Source organism: Arcanobacterium pinnipediorum (assembly GCF_023973165.1).
GTDB lineage: Bacteria > Actinomycetota > Actinomycetes > Actinomycetales > Actinomycetaceae > Arcanobacterium > Arcanobacterium pinnipediorum.
On record NZ_CP099547.1, the window covers coordinates 268,430 to 284,467 of the forward strand.

General features: G+C 52.5%; 16 protein-coding genes. 6 read left to right on the forward strand and 10 right to left on the reverse strand.

Annotated features, from left to right (window positions below):
- Positions 1 to 138: 138 nt before the first annotated feature.
- The 4 genes from NG665_RS01125 to glpA all read right to left on the reverse strand — a co-directional run bounded on the left by NG665_RS01125 (position 139) and on the right by glpA (position 5,080).
- Positions 139 to 798 (reverse strand): uridine kinase family protein, encoded by a 660-nt coding sequence (locus NG665_RS01125; protein ID WP_252673493.1) that lies wholly within the window; start codon positions 796 to 798, stop codon positions 139 to 141.
- 90 nt (positions 799 to 888) lie between these two features.
- Positions 889 to 2,151 carry an anaerobic glycerol-3-phosphate dehydrogenase subunit C gene (locus tag NG665_RS01130; RefSeq protein ID WP_252673494.1) on the reverse strand — a complete coding sequence of 421 codons (1,263 nt, stop codon included), beginning with the start codon at positions 2,149 to 2,151 and terminating at the stop codon, positions 889 to 891.
- On the reverse strand, positions 2,148 to 3,347 hold the full coding sequence (glpB, locus tag NG665_RS01135; RefSeq protein WP_252673495.1) for a glycerol-3-phosphate dehydrogenase subunit GlpB: 1,200 nt from the start codon (positions 3,345 to 3,347) through the stop codon (positions 2,148 to 2,150). Before glpB ends, NG665_RS01130 begins: the two co-directional genes overlap by 4 nt.
- Positions 3,347 to 5,080 carry an anaerobic glycerol-3-phosphate dehydrogenase subunit GlpA gene (gene glpA / locus NG665_RS01140; protein ID WP_252673496.1) on the reverse strand — a complete coding sequence of 578 codons (1,734 nt, stop codon included), beginning with the start codon at positions 5,078 to 5,080 and terminating at the stop codon, positions 3,347 to 3,349. The genes glpB and glpA overlap by 1 nt, the downstream gene beginning before the upstream one ends.
- A gap of 177 nt (positions 5,081 to 5,257) precedes the next feature.
- Between glpA and NG665_RS01145 the strand changes: the two genes are divergently transcribed.
- Positions 5,258 to 6,208, forward strand: coding sequence for a sugar-binding transcriptional regulator (locus NG665_RS01145; protein ID WP_252673497.1), 951 nt, complete (start codon positions 5,258 to 5,260; stop codon positions 6,206 to 6,208).
- Positions 6,209 to 6,212: 4 nt separating this feature from the next.
- Here NG665_RS01145 and NG665_RS01150 read toward each other — a convergent pair whose 3' ends face one another.
- Positions 6,213 to 7,103, reverse strand: coding sequence for an HhH-GPD family protein (locus NG665_RS01150; RefSeq protein WP_252673498.1), 891 nt, complete (start codon positions 7,101 to 7,103; stop codon positions 6,213 to 6,215).
- 60 nt (positions 7,104 to 7,163) lie between these two features.
- On the reverse strand, positions 7,164 to 8,642 hold the full coding sequence (locus NG665_RS01155; RefSeq protein WP_252673499.1) for an MFS transporter: 1,479 nt from the start codon (positions 8,640 to 8,642) through the stop codon (positions 7,164 to 7,166).
- Between the two features lie 169 nt (positions 8,643 to 8,811).
- Between NG665_RS01155 and NG665_RS01160 the strand changes: the two genes are divergently transcribed.
- Positions 8,812 to 9,720: a hypothetical protein gene (locus NG665_RS01160; RefSeq protein ID WP_252673500.1), complete on the forward strand. Its 909-nt coding sequence runs from the start codon at positions 8,812 to 8,814 to the stop codon at positions 9,718 to 9,720.
- 75 nt (positions 9,721 to 9,795) lie between these two features.
- Here NG665_RS01160 and radA read toward each other — a convergent pair whose 3' ends face one another.
- The 3 genes from radA to NG665_RS01175 form a co-directional block, all read right to left on the reverse strand.
- The gene (gene radA / locus NG665_RS01165; protein WP_252673501.1) at positions 9,796 to 11,169 is read right to left on the reverse strand and encodes a DNA repair protein RadA; all 1,374 of its coding nucleotides are present in this window, start codon (positions 11,167 to 11,169) and stop codon (positions 9,796 to 9,798) included.
- A 148-nt stretch (positions 11,170 to 11,317) separates the two neighbouring features.
- The gene (locus NG665_RS01170; protein ID WP_252673502.1) at positions 11,318 to 11,986 is read right to left on the reverse strand and encodes a potassium channel family protein; all 669 of its coding nucleotides are present in this window, start codon (positions 11,984 to 11,986) and stop codon (positions 11,318 to 11,320) included.
- Positions 11,987 to 12,023: 37 nt separating this feature from the next.
- Entirely contained in the window at positions 12,024 to 13,469 is a 1,446-nt protein-coding gene (locus NG665_RS01175; RefSeq protein WP_252673503.1) for a TrkH family potassium uptake protein, read from the reverse strand.
- A 368-nt stretch (positions 13,470 to 13,837) separates the two neighbouring features.
- On the opposite strand from NG665_RS01175, the gene NG665_RS01180 reads away from it, so the two are divergent.
- From NG665_RS01180 to NG665_RS01195, 4 genes are all read left to right on the forward strand, one after another.
- Positions 13,838 to 14,053, forward strand: coding sequence for a helix-turn-helix domain-containing protein (locus tag NG665_RS01180; RefSeq protein WP_252673504.1), 216 nt, complete (start codon positions 13,838 to 13,840; stop codon positions 14,051 to 14,053).
- A gap of 86 nt (positions 14,054 to 14,139) precedes the next feature.
- Positions 14,140 to 14,238 carry a 30S ribosomal protein bS22 gene (locus NG665_RS01185; RefSeq protein WP_005504750.1) on the forward strand — a complete coding sequence of 33 codons (99 nt, stop codon included), beginning with the start codon at positions 14,140 to 14,142 and terminating at the stop codon, positions 14,236 to 14,238.
- 144 nt (positions 14,239 to 14,382) lie between these two features.
- Positions 14,383 to 14,859, forward strand: a complete 477-nt coding sequence (locus NG665_RS01190; protein WP_252673505.1) for a MarR family winged helix-turn-helix transcriptional regulator — start codon at positions 14,383 to 14,385, stop codon at positions 14,857 to 14,859.
- A 37-nt stretch (positions 14,860 to 14,896) separates the two neighbouring features.
- The gene (locus NG665_RS01195; RefSeq protein WP_252673506.1) at positions 14,897 to 15,580 is read left to right on the forward strand and encodes a histidine phosphatase family protein; all 684 of its coding nucleotides are present in this window, start codon (positions 14,897 to 14,899) and stop codon (positions 15,578 to 15,580) included.
- Here NG665_RS01195 and NG665_RS01200 read toward each other — a convergent pair.
- Entirely contained in the window at positions 15,577 to 16,017 is a 441-nt protein-coding gene (locus NG665_RS01200) for a PLD nuclease N-terminal domain-containing protein (protein WP_252673507.1), read from the reverse strand. The two genes, NG665_RS01195 and NG665_RS01200, sit on opposite strands and share 4 nt — an antisense overlap.
- Positions 16,018 to 16,038: the final 21 nt, after the last annotated feature.

Below are 16,038 nucleotides of genomic sequence, written 5' to 3' on the forward strand. Positions count from 1 at the left end.
ATCGTGCTCGCTGTCATGTAAGCTGGCACACATTTATACTTTGTCATAAAGATAGGACGAAAGTGCTATGGAAAAGAATATATGCACGGACGTGCACGTTATATCAAACACGTTGAAAGTGGTTTCGTTCCACAATGGTTAGTTGGACCAGCGTTGGGCTGCCAGCATTTGCGTCAAAACTTCCTGAGCCTCCGTATAAGAGACTTTTCGGGCGCCTTTAGCTTCGAGATCCCGATACATTTGTGGCTCATGCATAAAATGTGCAACGCCGCGCCGCAACAAATTCGGCAACGGTTTACGAGCCTCATCCAAATCGCGCATCAAACGGAACCAAAACGTTTGAACTCGAGGTCGCGCAATACACAACGCATCGGCAAGAATTCCCTCTTTTTTCAGATCATCAATAATCTCAGCAGCAAATATCCCCTCAGCCAGTACATGCCGGCGTCCATCCATACTCAACGTACGATCACTAACCCGAGAATTAGAGGGCATATCATAGATAGGGACAGTCGTTTCACCCTTCGTACACAACTCGATCAGTGCATTGATAGCCCCTTGGCGATCCCAGGTAGCAGGCGAATCCCAATCAACCATCCCGTGGCGTCGAGGCAATCCAGGCCGATCGCCGTCGTAATAGAAATCATCGAGTGAAACTACCGGGAGGCCGGTGCGCGAAGTAAACCGCGTCTTTCCACTCCCAGAAGGTCCAGTAACCAAAATAACCTTCGCATGCGGTATCCGCTCAATACCAGGGGGAAGATCAAACAAGCCGTCGTTGCTAAGTGGAGTGGACATGCCATCTAGTTTACAACCAACTGCACCTCCTGACTTCAGGAGGTGCAGTGGTGTTATCAACTGTGAACTTATGCCTACTCGGCACAAACCTTAGCGAGCGAAAATATTGCCCAAGCCAAGCCCATGATGAATAACTTGAACCGGGTGGACAACTTTCGCGCCAGTTCCCTTAGCGATCTGCCACCGGCAGGTGTCAGTCTCACACGCAGCCAGCTTCGGATTTGTTTCCTTCACCATGTCAAACAATGGCTTGCCAACTCGCTGGGAAATCTCATACTTTTCCTTCTTTAGCCCATACGTTCCAGCAATTCCGCAACACGGCTGGCCAGATTCGACAACCCGAACACCTGGAATCGTCTCCATCATCCGAATCGCTGGCATACCAATACCTTGAGACTTAACTTGGCACGGCTGGTGGTAAGGAATCGTAATATCCCAGGAGTGTAACTGGTCAACAGGGAACTCGCCGTCGTCGATTAACTCTAAGAGGAACTCAGAAAGCTCAACAACCCGGCTACCAACATCGGTAACAACAGGATCATCGATCCCCAAAATTTCATGCGCCTCATGGCGCAACATGCCAGCACACGAACCAGAAGACCCAATAACCGGCAAATCCTTCCCAGCTTCAGCTAACTGGCGAGCCAACTTCTTCACCTGGGACTCAGCGCGACCAAACAATCCGTTTGACTGATGTGCTAAGCCGCAACATCCTTGTTTGGGAACCAATACCTCAAAACCGAGATGTTCGAGAACTTCTACAGTTGCCTTGGAAGTTTCGACCTCGAAATACCCACCAGCACAGCCGTGGAAGAAGACAACTGGACCGCGCGGAGCAACATAGTTCGGGCCCAACTGTGCATCCCGGGCACGCTTGTGCTTCTTATACCAGCCACGGAAAGTCTGCATCCGCGCCTTAGGCACCGGTGCATCCCGGTGCACGCCAATAACCTTTTCAACAACTGTGCGAATCGGTTTATTAGCTAAAGCAGCATTCGCTACCGGAGCAACCGGCGTCATCAGCATTCCTTCAAGGATCGTCTCTGGAATGATACGGTCGCGAAGGGGCATATGCCCTTCTTTCATCACCGCACGTGCTTGAGCATTAATTTCAGCAATCTTTACCCCTTGTGGGCACGCGGTTGTGCAAATACCACAACCAGAACAATAATCGAGAGACATATCCACCGATTCGCCAGCCCGGAACCGTTCTGCTTGCGGACCAACAAATTTTGGTCCAGTAAACAAATCAGTAACGCGAGAAACCGGACACTGCGTTTCACAGATTGTACATTTCACACACGAATCAAGTGACATACGGGCCATAGAAGCCTTTGCATAATCGAGGCTCATCGGTTTTCTCCTTCACTCATTGCTGACTGCGCAGCAACCCAGGCAGATCCCAACGCAATACCTTCACCGGATTTTTCAACAGGCGCATGTGATCCGCCCAGAATCGATCCGGCAAGATAAATATTGCGATACACTACGTTTCCATCCCCATCTACTGGATGCATCTTGTTATCTACGGCAATTCCAGAAGAGAAAATATCTTCGGCTTCACGCACTGGAAGCTGGAACGTCCGCTCAGTGATTGTGCCATCTGGATCTCGGGTCAGTGATCCAGATTCAAAACCGCCACCGGCATGAATCACGGCATCAACATGCGATACCGTCACTCGTCCAGCACGTTGAATATGGACTGCACTAACCACGCCATCGCTGTGATCAAACCCAATAACTTGCGCATTAGTCGAAATATCTATTCGAGACGCTTTGGCTGCTTGAACTAAGGCATCGTTTAACCGGCGTCCGGGAACCGAAGGCGGAGTAACAGGAACTTCACTGATACGCACACCTAACTCTTGAGATAGATAATGATAGGTTTGCGGATCTAAACCAAGAACAGCCGGCAAAACCACAATCTCATCGGGTTGGATGCGTCCGCGTAACGCCGTGAGAATCGCTGCTCGTCCAGTATCAGTATCTAAGAAGCGTGCGATATTGGTTGCCGCAGAATCAGCTTCATGAGATCGAAGATCGAGATCAATTGAGATAGCACGCGCTGAAACATCAACCAATGGAGAACGTGAGAGATTATCGGCGATCAGTTGCGCCGGGAAATCCTTAAACTGCTTGATAGCCACAACTACGAGTTTTTGCCCGTCTTCTAACGGCAACAGTGTTGAATGCCGGGCAAAGACTGGGCGTACTGCACCTACCGCCGTCGGAATCAGTGAATTTGTTTCTTGATCTTGAGGCGCGGAGATAAGCGCTAGTCGCTGAGTGAGCCAACCAATTCCACGCCGAACACCCTCTACTCCGATTGCGGCGTAGGGGTGGGTAGGATCGTCCAAAGTCGCGATGCGCTCAAAGGGTTTCATCACCGGTTCACCGGCAGGGGTCCAACCGTAAACGTCAAGACTTCCCGTCGAAAGTAAAAGTCCACCTAGACCTTTGGAAATAATATCTACCCGATGACCGGCCTCAGTTAGCATCAGGGCTGTTGAAAGACCGGCGAGTCCGGAGCCGATAACAATGACTTTCATCAGTTCTCACCTTCTAGATTGGCCGAAGATGCCACGGCAGCTGGCTGTGGACTAACGACGGATGTTTTTGGCGGATGTGGCCGACCATGCAGGAGCGCTAAATCGCCAGTATCTTGCTTGGCGCGCGCACTGGGAGCGGGCAGGTGGTCAATATCCAACGTTCCTTGGAGAATCCACTGGTTGAGGGCAGCTTCGCGCATCTGTTCGCCATAGAGCAACGCGAACACACCATCGAATCTGTTGGTAGTAAACAGACGCAGCATTGTTGAACTGCGGTCAGCTGCCTGGTCAATCTTGTGGGTGTCTGCAGCGTTGCCATCGTCTAAATTACGCCGGTAGACCTCGTGCATAATACCTGCGGCGCGCAACGCGCAGAAGGTTCCTTGGCAGGGTCCCATACCAAGACGTGTTTGGCGGCGAACATCATCAAGATTAGCTTCTGGCTGGGCGCGCAGTTGATCTTCGATCATGGAACGGGTGACGAGCTCACATTCGCAAATCACTGAATCGTGATCGCGAGTCTTTTCTACCTTTGCGAGCCGGTCAGAGTTGCGATGAGTGGGCTTGCCTTGTGCTGAGGGGACAGCTTCGGTATCGGTGATACATGGGCGATCTTCGCCCCAATGCTCCATGAGCGCATCAACCACATTTTTTGCCATCAACCGGTAGGTGGTGAGTTTACCGCCAGCGATAGTAAACATTCCGGCAATGCCGTCACGTTCTGCGTGATCAATAATTGCCATACCGCGTGACATGTGGCGCGTATCTGAAGCCGATACGCGCGAATCTTTAACCAGTGGGCGCGCTCCAGCCCAGACGTGAATGGCACGAGATTTCTTAAATCCTGGGATGAGGACTTCGCCAGCGTCGAGCATTTGGAGGACTTCATCGTGTTCGATTTCCAGGAAGTCAGGATTCTCAACCGCCTTATCGGTGGTACCGATAATGGAGACGGTGTGGGCTGGGACGATAATATCGCCGTCGGCTGGATGAATACACCGGTTGATTACGCGGTGGGATAGGCGATGGTTCATGGCCACCATGATTCCGCGGCCGGGAACGACGTCGACTCCGTGGGCGCCAGCCATTGACGCTACTTGCCCGGCCCATGGGCCAGCGGCATTGATAACTGCGCGGCAATCGATGTGGAGGTCTTCTCCGGTGCGTTCGTTGTGGCATATCACTGCTGAGACCGCACCGTTGTCACTGACGATGCGCGTGACTTTATGGTAGGTCAATGCTAGGGAGCCAAGTGCTCGAGCTGATTCGATCAATCCCCAGCACATCCGCCAACCGTCAACGGCTCCATCTTCGACGGCGAATGCGCGTTTTATGCCGGGGTTGAGGCGTGGTTCCATTTTCAATGCTTGGGCGATTGAGATTTCTTCGCACGGCACATGGGTATCTTTTGCGCCTTGAAGAAATTTATCGGAAAAGTCGAGAGAGTCTTCCGGCGTGACGACGAAGAGGCCACCGGTTTCTTCAACGGCGTCTGCGTGAACTCGGCGCATGATGACGTTTTCTTCGGCGCACTCGGTTGCCGAGTGGGGGTCAGAAACGACGTAGCGTCCACCCGAATGGAGAAGGCCGTGAAAGCGGCCCGAAGTTCCTTGGGCGATATCGGCGCGTTCGAGCAATATTGCATGGAATCCACGCATAGCTAGATCGCGTAGAATGCCAGCACCGGTAGCGCCACCTCCAACGACGACGACGTCGGTAGATAATGTTTTCATGGCATCAATCCTCACTTTTCATCTGAGTGCACCGTTGCAATCTGTTATCTACTGTAGTGATTTGTCACGCCTGGAGCGTATTATGAAAGCCGAATATAGCGAATATGCACAACTGTGCACGATTGTTCATGTAGAGTGGGAGACATTCCATTAGTAGGAAAATAGAAGGCTTTATACATGTCCGAACGCGTCACCGCTGCCTATGAAGCAGCAACAATGCACTACGTCCAAGGCGAAACCATGGAAACAATCGCTCGCCGATTAAACGTTTCGCGCTCCACTGTTTCCCGCCTTATTAAGGTTGCTCGAGAAGAAGGACTAGTCCAGATAACGCTCCACGCACCGCAAGAAACCTCGTCGAAAAACGCCAGATGGCTCTCACAACGCTACGGTGTGCGCACTCACGTCGTGCCCATTCCATTCCAGGCCAATGAAGCGCGCCGCTTGACGGCAGTGGCTCAAATGGCAGGAGTGTTGATCTCAGGTCTCATGGAGCCACACACGGTTATTGGTGTGGCTTGGGGAAATACAGTCTCGGCCATAGCCGACCATCTTGTTCCCCGGCCAGCGGCCGGATCGGTGGTCGTCCAACTCAACGGTGCCGCAAACCCATCGACAACCGGAATCCCGTATGCCGGTGCCATCATGGAAGCATTTGGCCGAGCCCACGGAAGCATGGTCCAACACTTTTCGGTACCTGCCTTCTTCGACTACGCCTCAACAAAAGAAGCTTTGTGGCGCGAGCGCTCCATCGCCTCAGTACGCAAACTCCAAGCAACGGCAGATATCGCCGTCTTCGGCGTCGGATCGATGACTGGCCGGCAAGCCTCACTCGTCTATTCCGGAGGCTACCTCAGCCCCGAAGATTTAGCGTCTATTAAAGACGACGGCGTGGTGGGAGATGTTTGCACAGTGCTCATGCGCGCTGACGGCAGCTGGCGGGACTTGGCAATAAACGAACGTGCCTCGGGACCAAACCCAGATGAACTCAAACAAATCAAGCGGCGGCTGTGTGTGGTATCAGGCGCGGATAAAGTCCTGGCCACCCGCGCAGCCCTGCACGCCGGCGTCGTCACCGATTTAATTATCGACGAAGACGCCGCAGCTCGCCTGCACGACCTGGGCTAGATGGCTAAACCGGCGGTAGGCAGTAGCTGTTAGCTGGAGTTTGGGCGATAAGGCCGTCGGTGAGCAAACCGCGTAACGCTGGCGAAAAACGTGGCTCCGATAACGCAGAAAGATCTCGCAGTATTTCCTCAGTGAAGGATTGATCGGGGTGAGAGCGCAGCACGTCCATGATCTTCCCACGCGCTTGTCTGTTTGTGCCTGCCCATTTTTGAGTTGTCCGAGTATTGGCATATTCATCGCCGGGATACCCCGCATTTTTCCAGCCACACGTCGCTGCGACGGGGCACTCTGGGCATCGAGGATTGCGTGCTGTGCACACCAACGCACCAAATTCCATAATTGCTGCATTCCATCGCCAAGCTCGCTCTGCCTGGGGTGGGACATAGGACTGGGCAAGCTGGCGCTCTGCCGATGTTTGGTGCGGTGGCGCTAGTGCCTGGCCGTTCCAGCGCGCCAACACTCGTCGGATGTTCGTATCGAGAACAACAGAGTATTCCTCAAACGCAAACGCCAATATGGCGTCTGCCGTATAAGGGCCGATTCCAGGCAAACTCAGCAGTTCGTCGCGCTCGCGAGGGATTTTTCCATCGAAGCGGTGGGTAATTTCTAGCGCGCATTCGCGCAGTCGCAACGCCCGGCGCGGGTATCCCATACGATCCCACGCCAGTAGCACTTCTGCTGGAGAAGCCTGTGCTAGATCGCGTGGCGTTGGCCAGCGCTCCAGCCACGCATACCACGTTGGCTCTACTCGCGATACCGGGGTTTGTTGGCTCATGACCTCACAGAGCAAAATAGCCCACGGGTCGGAAGTGTTTCGCCACGGTAGCGGGCGAGCCGATCGCGCGAACCACTTCGTGAGTTGGCGGTAGAGCAGCGAAGTAGGGTGGTCAGTCACGATTCGATCTCCAGTTTGGTGGACTGAGATGAGTGAATAATTTTGACTCTCGCCATTGCGTTATTCGAGTCCATAGCGTGTTTGCTTGGGGTTTCCGCGCAGTGCGTAGGCACTAATGACGACGGCGAACAGCGTAAATACTAGCATAAGTAGCAGCATGTTGAGATAGGCGGCATCGTAGCCGCTGCGGGCCGTAGCTGCTAACGTGGGGTGGGCCAGGCCCGCGATGATTGAGTCTTGGATATCTGCAGGGACGTGCCGGCGGTAGAAGAAAGGCAGTAGGCTGCCAACAATTGCTACAGCGAAGACGGTGCCGATTTCGTAGGAGACTTCTTCGATCGCCGCAGCCATTCCAGCGCGGCGTTTGGGTGCAGAACCAATGATTGCTGTTGAGGCAACGCTCATGACGAATCCGACTCCCGCACCCATAGTGAATAGTCCGGCAAGAGTTGACCATTGCCAGGTACGTGAAACACCGATATACATCGCACTAAGGCCGATACCAGCTAGGGTGAATCCACCGGCGATCAGAGTTTGGAAACCGACGATGTGGACGATGGCGCCACCGATTGCAGATGCGAAAAATGCTGCCAGGGCTGCTAGAGCTACTAGCATGCCCGCTTGGAGTGGAGTGTAGCCTGCTGACATTTGGAAGCGTTGGGTGGTCATGAGCTCTGCGCCGCCGATGATGAATAAACTCATTCCGGCAGCGAAGGCCCCGCCAGCGAACATGCGCGAGTGGAAGATAGCGAACTCTATGAGTGGAGTGGGGAGTTTGTCCTGGCGCAGTTTAAAGGCTAAGGCTCCTACTATGGCGACGGTGAGGGAAGCTAAAATGAGCCAGAGGTGTTGCTGGCCGGCGATTTCTTTAATGAACATCACCATGCCGAACATGGCGAACATGGCGTAGATACTCGATAACAGATCCCAGTGTTTATCTGCGAATGCAATGTTTGGCGGTGCTATTGCGAGGGTTGCTAGAAAAGCGATGATGACGACGGGAATGTTGATTAAGAAGATTGATCCCCACCAAAAATGCGCGAGAAGAAAACCACCGATGACTGGTCCGGCAGCTGCACCTACGGAGGCGGTTGCAGCCCAGATTCCGATTGCTGTTGCTAGCTCGCGCGGATCGGAGAATGTGGTTCGAAGTAACGCCAGGGTTGCTGGCATGAGGGTAGCGGCGGCGAAGCCTAGAAGCGCTCGAGCAAGAATTAGCCACAACGGAGTTGGTGAAAAAGCAGCGGCGAGGGAGGCCAAGGCGAAAGTTATCAAACCGACCATCCACATTCGGCGGTGGCCGATCTTATCGCCAAGAGTTCCGGTTCCTAGAAGTAGACCGGCGAGAACAAGTGGGTAGGCGTTGATTATCCAAAGCCCTTCGAGCTCAGTTGCAGCTAGGGCCGGGCGTAGAGCAGGAAGTGCAGTGTAGAGAACTGAGTTGTCTACGCCTACTAAGAATAATCCTAGGCTTAAAACAGCTAAGAAAAGCCACTTGTGGGCAGTGGGTTCGTTATGCTCAGGTGAAGGGAATGACATGCCGATAACTGTATCGAAGGCTCGGATAGCTCCTCAGTGCGCAACGAGGTTTCGTCGTCGATCTCTCACTTGCATACTGGTGGGGCGTGCGTGAAACTGCAAACGTGAAAGTTACCATCTGTCGGCGTGGTCGTTTCGTAGGAGAGCTCGTGCCCGATACCGTTATAGAGTGATGAAAAAACGTGGTTCTGATTCCCGGCCCTCCGTCCAAGGGCGTTCGCCAGCCTCGGGGCGAGTACCTGCCCGCGGTGATGGGAACGGTAGGCGACGTGGCTCTGGTCAAGTTCCAGTAACTGGTCGGGCGCGCCGCGGTTCGCAGCCGGCGCCCAGTTCCTCGGCTAGGCAGCGCCCTCAGCGCGAGGGCGGTGATATGGCACGTGCAGTGCGGCCACAAGCTACCCGCGCGCCGCGTCAAGAACCACGCGGGCGAGCCTCTGCGCAACAGCGCCGATCACGTCCACCACGTTCGCAAGCTCAGCAACGCCAGGCAGCTGTTCGGGCACATTTGGCTCGGGAAGCTAAACTGCGCCGGCGGAGAAGATTGCGGTGGATATCGCTTTTCGTGGCGGCTGTGTTAGTGGTGGGATCACTGCTGTGGCTAATCTGGTTTTCGTTGAAGAAAATTGAAGAGCATGCGGCACCAGCAGATCCTGCTCGCGCTTTTGATCCGGTGCCGTGTCAAATTCGAGACTTGACGACGGAGCTATCTCGCGAAGGAAATATTGGTGGGCAACCAATCACCATTGCTGTTGCAGTGAAGAATACTGGCAGCAAAGTGCCGTGTTCGATGGAAACCTCGGACCAAGATTTTAAGGTCACTATCGAAACTGGAGATGTTAAGGTCTTTGATTCGCAAACGTGTGAAGCTGGCATATCTGCTGCGCGGTTGTTACTCGATAAGGATGTGGCAACCACTCAGAAGTTCACCTGGAATGGAATGTATTCGGCACAGATGTGTGCTGCGAGCAGTCCAGCGGCTCCGGGAAGCTATGTGGCACGCGTTTATTACATGGGCGAAGAAATGACGCCGAAGGGGTTGCCGTTTGAGATTATTGCCGCGCCAAGCCCAACAAACTAACTTTTCACGCTAGATCGCGCTAGGAGAGTTTGGATTCGTTGTGGTGCTAGGTTGGCAACAAGTGGGGATAACAGTTTAGGTTTGCGGTAAAACGGCATTGACAGCGCTACGAATATCGGATATTCGGCGAATTGTGAATCCGCGTGGGGCTTTGATCTCATCCCCGCCTTCGGGTATGAGCGCAGTGGTAAAGCCTAAGCGTTGGGCTTCATTGACGCGCTGTTGGAGTCCAACTACCGGACGTAGCTCCCCGGTTAGGGAGACTTCGCCTAACGCAACTACGCCGGGAGCTAGCGGCAAATCAGCTGCGGCAGATGCCAAAGCAAGTACCGTGGCTAGATCCACACTCGGTTCGTTGGCTTTCGCGCCTCCCACTGTAGCGACGAAAATATCGCAATGGTCATAAGAAATACCTAAACGCGATTGCAACACTGCCAACATCATTGCCACCCGTGACGAATCAACACCTGATGTTGTACGCCGCGGTGGCCCAGCAGCAGGAACTCGCAACGCCTGAACTTCAACTGGCATAGGGCGCCGCCCTTCAAGGGTTATCGTCACGCAGGTTCCGGGCACGCTAAGATTGCGAGCACTTAAAAACAATCCTGAAGGATCTTCAAGTTCCCTGATACCGGTATCGATGAGTTCAAAACACCCTACTTCGTCAGTTGCCCCGTAGCGATTTTTCACTGCTCGCACCATGCGCAACCGGGAATGCTTATCGCCTTCGAACTGGCATACCACATCAACGAGATGCTCAAGCACGCGCGGGCCGGCAATTGATCCATCCTTTGTTACATGCCCAACAACAATAATCGGAAGGTCACTACTCTTGGCGCGGTTAACTAAAGCTGCGGTGACGGCCTTGACTTGGGCAACTCCACCAGCAGATCCCTCAATATCGGAGTGCGCAATAGTTTGAACCGAATCGACGATGAGTAAGGAGGGACGTGAGCTTTCAATATGGCCCAAAATCCGGGCCAGATCCGATTCTCCAGCTAGCAACAGATGTGGATCTAGTGCTCCAATTCGCTCAGCACGCGAACGTACTTGGGAAGCAGATTCTTCACCGGTAACATATAAAACGGGAGGTTTGCCCTGGGTGCGGGCCTTGCGAGCGGCTTTAGCAGCAACTTCAAGTAAGAGTGTAGATTTACCGATACCTGGCTCACCAGCTAGCAAAACCACCACTCCTGGTACGAGACCGCCACCAAGTACGCGATCGAGTTCGCCAACACCAGTAGGAGACTTCACGGATGCTTGGGCGCTGACATCGGTTATCGGTTGCGCGGTGGTTATCGGAGCTAGAGCAGTCAGACTGCGGGCAACGGAGCCGTTTCCCGTTTCGACCACGCTACCCCATTGCTGGCATTCACCACAGCGTCCCACCCACTTTGAGGTAGTCCAGCCACATTCGGTGCATACGTATTGAGCTTTAGTTTTTGCCATGCACTTATCTTAACAATCAGCTCCCACACGATTTCTTTTCACCCCACATCTGCCGTGCCTATAAGGATCGCTTTAGTTCAATCGGTCAGCCATAGCCGGTAAAGGTATCGAGATCGTGAAGAGGGGCCAGCCCAAATAATCGCCGAGCTTAATTGCGATTTGCGAAACTTTCCAAGAGCGCTGGTTCACCAGAAACGATGAGGGTATCTCCGGCCGAAACAAGAGTTTGTGGGGTGGCGTATTCAAAGGGTTGCCCGTGGGATTTTACGCCAATAACACGCACACCGAAGCGTTCTTGAATACGACTTTCTTCTAGCGTGAAGCCAACGAGATCTTTCGGCGGTAGCATCTTGACGATCGTGAACTGATCTTCCATCTCGATATAGTCAAGCATTCTTCCTGACACCATGTGTGCTACGCGCTGCCCGGCGTCATATTCTGGGTAGACAACATGGTTGGCTCCGATTCTGCGCAAGATAGTTCCATGCTCGCGTGAGGTGGCTTTTGCCCAAATTTCGCGCATTCCCATATCGACTAGATTTGCAGTAATCAAGACGCTTGCTTCTAATGAGGTACCCACACCGACGACGGCGATTTGGAAATCTTGGGCGCCTAGCTGATGTAGTGCTTCTGAAGAACGTGCGTCTGCTTCGACCACACGGAATCGGTGCGACCAACGCTGTGCCAAATCGGGATCGGATTCAACTGCGAGCACATCGCGCCCAAGTTTATCGAGGGTTACTGCGATCGCAGAACCAAACCGTCCTAGCCCGATCACCAAAACGGCATCCGAACTTTGAGTTGCCATCCGAGCCATTCTTATTCCTCCAGATCTGATAATGAATACTCTCAGATTAACCGATCACAGGACGTTCTTCGGGGAGGCGGATCACTCGCCGACGATTTCGCAATGCAAGAGCAGCTGCTAACGTCATTGTTCCAACACGGCCAAAGTACATGAGCATGATGAGTATTAGTTGTGCTGAATCGGGCAGATGAGGGGTTATTCCAGTAGATAGGCCACAGGTGGCGAATGCCGAGATGACTTCAAAAAGAATGTGGGAAAGTGAGAAGTTTGTGACGTGAGTCAATAGGAGAGTTGCTCCAGTTACGAGCAGGGTGCCAAGGAAGGTTGCAGAAATTGCAAGACGGATGACGTCTGGTGGAATGCGTTTACCGAACGCTTCGGTGTCACGGTCGCCACGGGCTTCGGCACGAATTGCGAGAACTAAGACAGCGAATGTGGTGACCTTGATGCCACCGCCAGTTGATGCAGAGCCACCGCCGATAAACATCATCATATCGAGGAAGAACCATGTGGATTGTTGCATCTGACTGATATCGACTGTAGAGAGCCCACTCGAACGTGGTGTGGTTGCGTGAAATATCGTCGCTAGTACCCGGTCACTGCCATCTAATTGTCCGAAGGTTGCTGGATTTGTCCATTCGAGCAAGCCCATCATGAGGATCGAAAATCCTAAGAGAGAAAAGTAAGTAACGACGGTCAGCTTCGTGTGGAGGGTCCACAGATGTGGGCTGCGAAGATTCTTAGCGATATTTAACGTCACTGGGAAACCGACAGCGCCAATAATTGTGCCGAAAATGATGGGTAGGCTTACCGCCCAATTTCCTACGAATTGGCCCAAACCGTCGTCGAGAATGACGAAGCCAGCGTTGTTGAAGGTTGACAGGGCCATGAAGAACGAGTGGCCCAAGGCGGTAACGAACGACGAATCAGAACGCACAAAGGTAACTAAGAAAACGATCGTTAGAATGCTTTCGGCGATAACTGAAGTTGCTAAAACAGCACGTAAAAGTGCGCCGACGTCGCCAAGTGGACTTCGCGTTTCAGTAGCTGCCAGCATGCGCTGAGTAAGCCCGAGGTGGCGTGATACTGCCAACGCTAAAATGGATGCGATTACCATCACCCCTAGTCCACCGATTTGGATTCCTAGGGCTAAGACCATGTGGCCGAAAACCGTCCAGTGACTGGCAGAATCAACGACCGTTAGACCCGTGACGCATACTGCTGAGGTAGCAGTGAAGAGAGCGTCGAGGAAGGAAGCACTCCCGGGTGCTTTCGAGGAAAACGGAAGCATGAGTAAGAGCGTGATCGCAAAAATTAAAGCACCGAAAACAAGCATGGCAAGACGTGCTGGCGAGCGGCGCGCTAACGCATTAATATAGCTGCGCAAGGAAGGTGCATCATTACCTACGTCAGTAGTTGGCCCGAGGGACATGCGAATTTCGCGTTTACGACGGCGAGGGAAAGAGAGCCGGCGAGGTAGTCTTTGCGCCACGAGTTGCTCCTTTAATCTCGACGACAACAAGGCTAAGTTTACTCCAACGTTACGCAGATATCACACCTCCTAATCAGCCTATCTACAGTGTGGGCAAAAATGTTTTCTCATTGTGGGAAAAATATTTTGTCAAACGCTTCACTTATTTCCAGGCCGTAGCCTGCAGAATCAACACGTGAGCTAGTGCAAGGGGTAATTATGGAGATAATCGTATTTTGGGATGTGGAGTTCGCGAATTTCGGGTAAGGTTAGTCAAGAATAAAGCGCTTTTCGACGTGTCGTTTTTCACTAGGTGTGCGATTGTGGAGGCGCTTATATGTTAACTATTGCGAGCCGTCAGGCTCACCCATACGAGAACGGAAACGCAGATGGCTCATCTTCCATCATCAACTCCGCAGTTCTTTACTGTGGCTGAAGTTGCTGATATGACGCGGGTTTCGCGGATGACTGTGTATCGTATGGTGCATGCAGGAGATCTTCCTGCGGTGCGAGTAGGTAACTCTTATCGTGTTCCGAAGTCAGCTGTTGATCAACTTTTGGCAGGTGGCGGATCATTAGATTATCGTGAAGCATCCGGATCTTGATTCGTTTGCAACACTCTACGTCATGTAGAATCTGTTCTGTTCGTAATCGCGGCTTGGCCGTAACAGTTTCAATCCGGAGGTAACCTGTGGGTTCCGTAATTAAGAAGCGCCGCAAGCGCATGTCGAAGAAGAAGCACCGCAAACTGCTTCGCAAGACTCGCCATCAGCGTCGTAATAAGAAGTGAAAATAATCGAGAGCCCGCGGGCTCTCGATTATTTTTTAACATAGCATTACTGTCAAAAAATTTTACTAACTATTAGTTGAACTCTCGGAGAAAATCGTTTAATATAGTTAAATATTCAATATTGGCTTTGTGAGGACAACCATAATGACACAACCACGATTGCTTGATGAAGAAGAACAGCAGGCATGGCGCAATTTCATGCGCGGCCAAGCCACTGTCCGCGACGCTGTCAACCATGACGATGTGGAAGATTTTGGCTTAGCCCTTCACGAATTCGAAGTCTTGATGCGGCTAGCAGAAGCTGAAGAGCAACAAGCACGCATGTCTGTTCTAGCCACTGACCTGGTCCATTCGCGCTCGCGGCTTACCCACACCGTAGCGCGCCTGGAAAAAGCAGGATATGTTGAACGCTTCCAGTGCCCGGCAGATCGTCGCGGTATTTTTTGCCGATTAACTGACGAAGGTCAAGAGAAAATCGAGTCTGCAACTGAGCAGCACACCGAGTCGTTGCGTCAGCATTTTCTCGATAAGCTCACCCGCGAAGAACTACTGACATTGGGCGAGATTTTCGCGAAATTGATTGACGCGGAAGAAACTGAAAAACGCGTATGCCATCAGTGATGCTCGTTACCTGGATTCATCAGGTAAGCTAGGTGTCATGGAGATTACAACAGTTCATTTAGTGCGGCACGGCGAAGTAGATAATCCAGAAGGAATTCTCTACGGGCGCCGGCCGGGATACCATCTCACTGAGCTCGGAAAGACGATGGCGGAAAAGGTCGCTGAAGGGTTTAGCGGCCACGATATTCGAACTGTTATTACCTCCCCGCTTGAGCGCGCAATCGAAACCGGCACGCCAACTGCCCAAGCATTCGGCCTTGAAATCGTCACCGATGAGCGAGTTATCGAAGCTGACAACAAATTCGAAGGCATTGATGTTAATTCGAATCGCTGGCAGTTAGCTCATCCACGATTCTGGCCATGGTATTCCAACCCTCTAGAACCATCGTGGGGTGAACCATACACCGATATTGTTAAGCGCATGTCGGCAGCTATTTCGGATGCACTGAGCGTTGCTAGTGGCGGTGAGGCAGTGATCGTCTCCCACCAACTACCTATCTGGACGATGCGACGCTTTATCGAGCGACTACCTCTGGCTCATGACCCACGCAAGCGCGAGTGTTCACTTGCCTCAGTTACCTCGTTGACATTCGTTGGACGGCAACTGATTTCCCTAGATTACTGGGAGCCAGCAGCACAGATTCTAGCTCAAGCTAAAGATATGGTTCCAGGAACCTCTAGCGCGCAAACGAAAAAGCCAGAAACGCCAGACGAGATTTAACCGCGGCGCCCGTAGAGTCCGCCGTCTTCTTCTGGTTCGTCGAGATCATTAGCACCTAGATCCTCTGGCGCTTCTTCGGCGATACCATTCTCGGCGCGTTTTTGTTGCTCGTATGCACGACGACGATTTTGCGCCTCTAAGCGAGCAAGGAAGTCCGGATCATCATCGGGTGCCACCGGGCCACTAGGCTGTTTACCGCGTTGGGCAAACGGCTTCTTCAGCGAATCAGATGACAGCGTACTTCCCGAGCGCAACACGTGCTGGTTTTTCAAAAAGAGCCACAGGAGTGGACCGAGAATAGGAACGATCAACGTCACAACTAGCCATGCGGCTTTAGGAAGACGCCCTGGCAGACGTGACTTATCAGTGCGCGCCACATCAATAAACGTATAGATGTGGAGTGCTAGGACAGTTAAAACAATTAATACTCGAGCCACGCATTTAAGTGTATTGAACTT

What these genes read in the sequence shown, in the direction of transcription:
- NG665_RS01180 (WP_252673504.1), top strand. Translation starts at nt 13,838, where the DNA reads ATGGCTCATCTTCCATCATCAACTCCGCAGTTCTTTACTGTGGCTGAA.
- NG665_RS01190 (WP_252673505.1), top strand. Translation starts at nt 14,383, where the DNA reads ATGACACAACCACGATTGCTTGATGAAGAAGAACAGCAGGCATGGCGC.
- glpA (WP_252673496.1), bottom strand. Translation starts at nt 5,080, where the DNA reads ATGAAAACATTATCTACCGACGTCGTCGTCGTTGGAGGTGGCGCTACC.
- NG665_RS01125 (WP_252673493.1), bottom strand. Translation starts at nt 798, where the DNA reads ATGTCCACTCCACTTAGCAACGACGGCTTGTTTGATCTTCCCCCTGGT.
- glpB (WP_252673495.1), bottom strand. Translation starts at nt 3,347, where the DNA reads ATGAAAGTCATTGTTATCGGCTCCGGACTCGCCGGTCTTTCAACAGCC.
- NG665_RS01195 (WP_252673506.1), top strand. Translation starts at nt 14,897, where the DNA reads ATGGAGATTACAACAGTTCATTTAGTGCGGCACGGCGAAGTAGATAAT.
- radA (WP_252673501.1), bottom strand. Translation starts at nt 11,169, where the DNA reads ATGGCAAAAACTAAAGCTCAATACGTATGCACCGAATGTGGCTGGACT.
- NG665_RS01145 (WP_252673497.1), top strand. Translation starts at nt 5,258, where the DNA reads ATGTCCGAACGCGTCACCGCTGCCTATGAAGCAGCAACAATGCACTAC.
- NG665_RS01130 (WP_252673494.1), bottom strand. Translation starts at nt 2,151, where the DNA reads ATGAGCCTCGATTATGCAAAGGCTTCTATGGCCCGTATGTCACTTGAT.
- NG665_RS01155 (WP_252673499.1), bottom strand. Translation starts at nt 8,642, where the DNA reads ATGTCATTCCCTTCACCTGAGCATAACGAACCCACTGCCCACAAGTGG.
- NG665_RS01170 (WP_252673502.1), bottom strand. Translation starts at nt 11,986, where the DNA reads ATGGCTCGGATGGCAACTCAAAGTTCGGATGCCGTTTTGGTGATCGGG.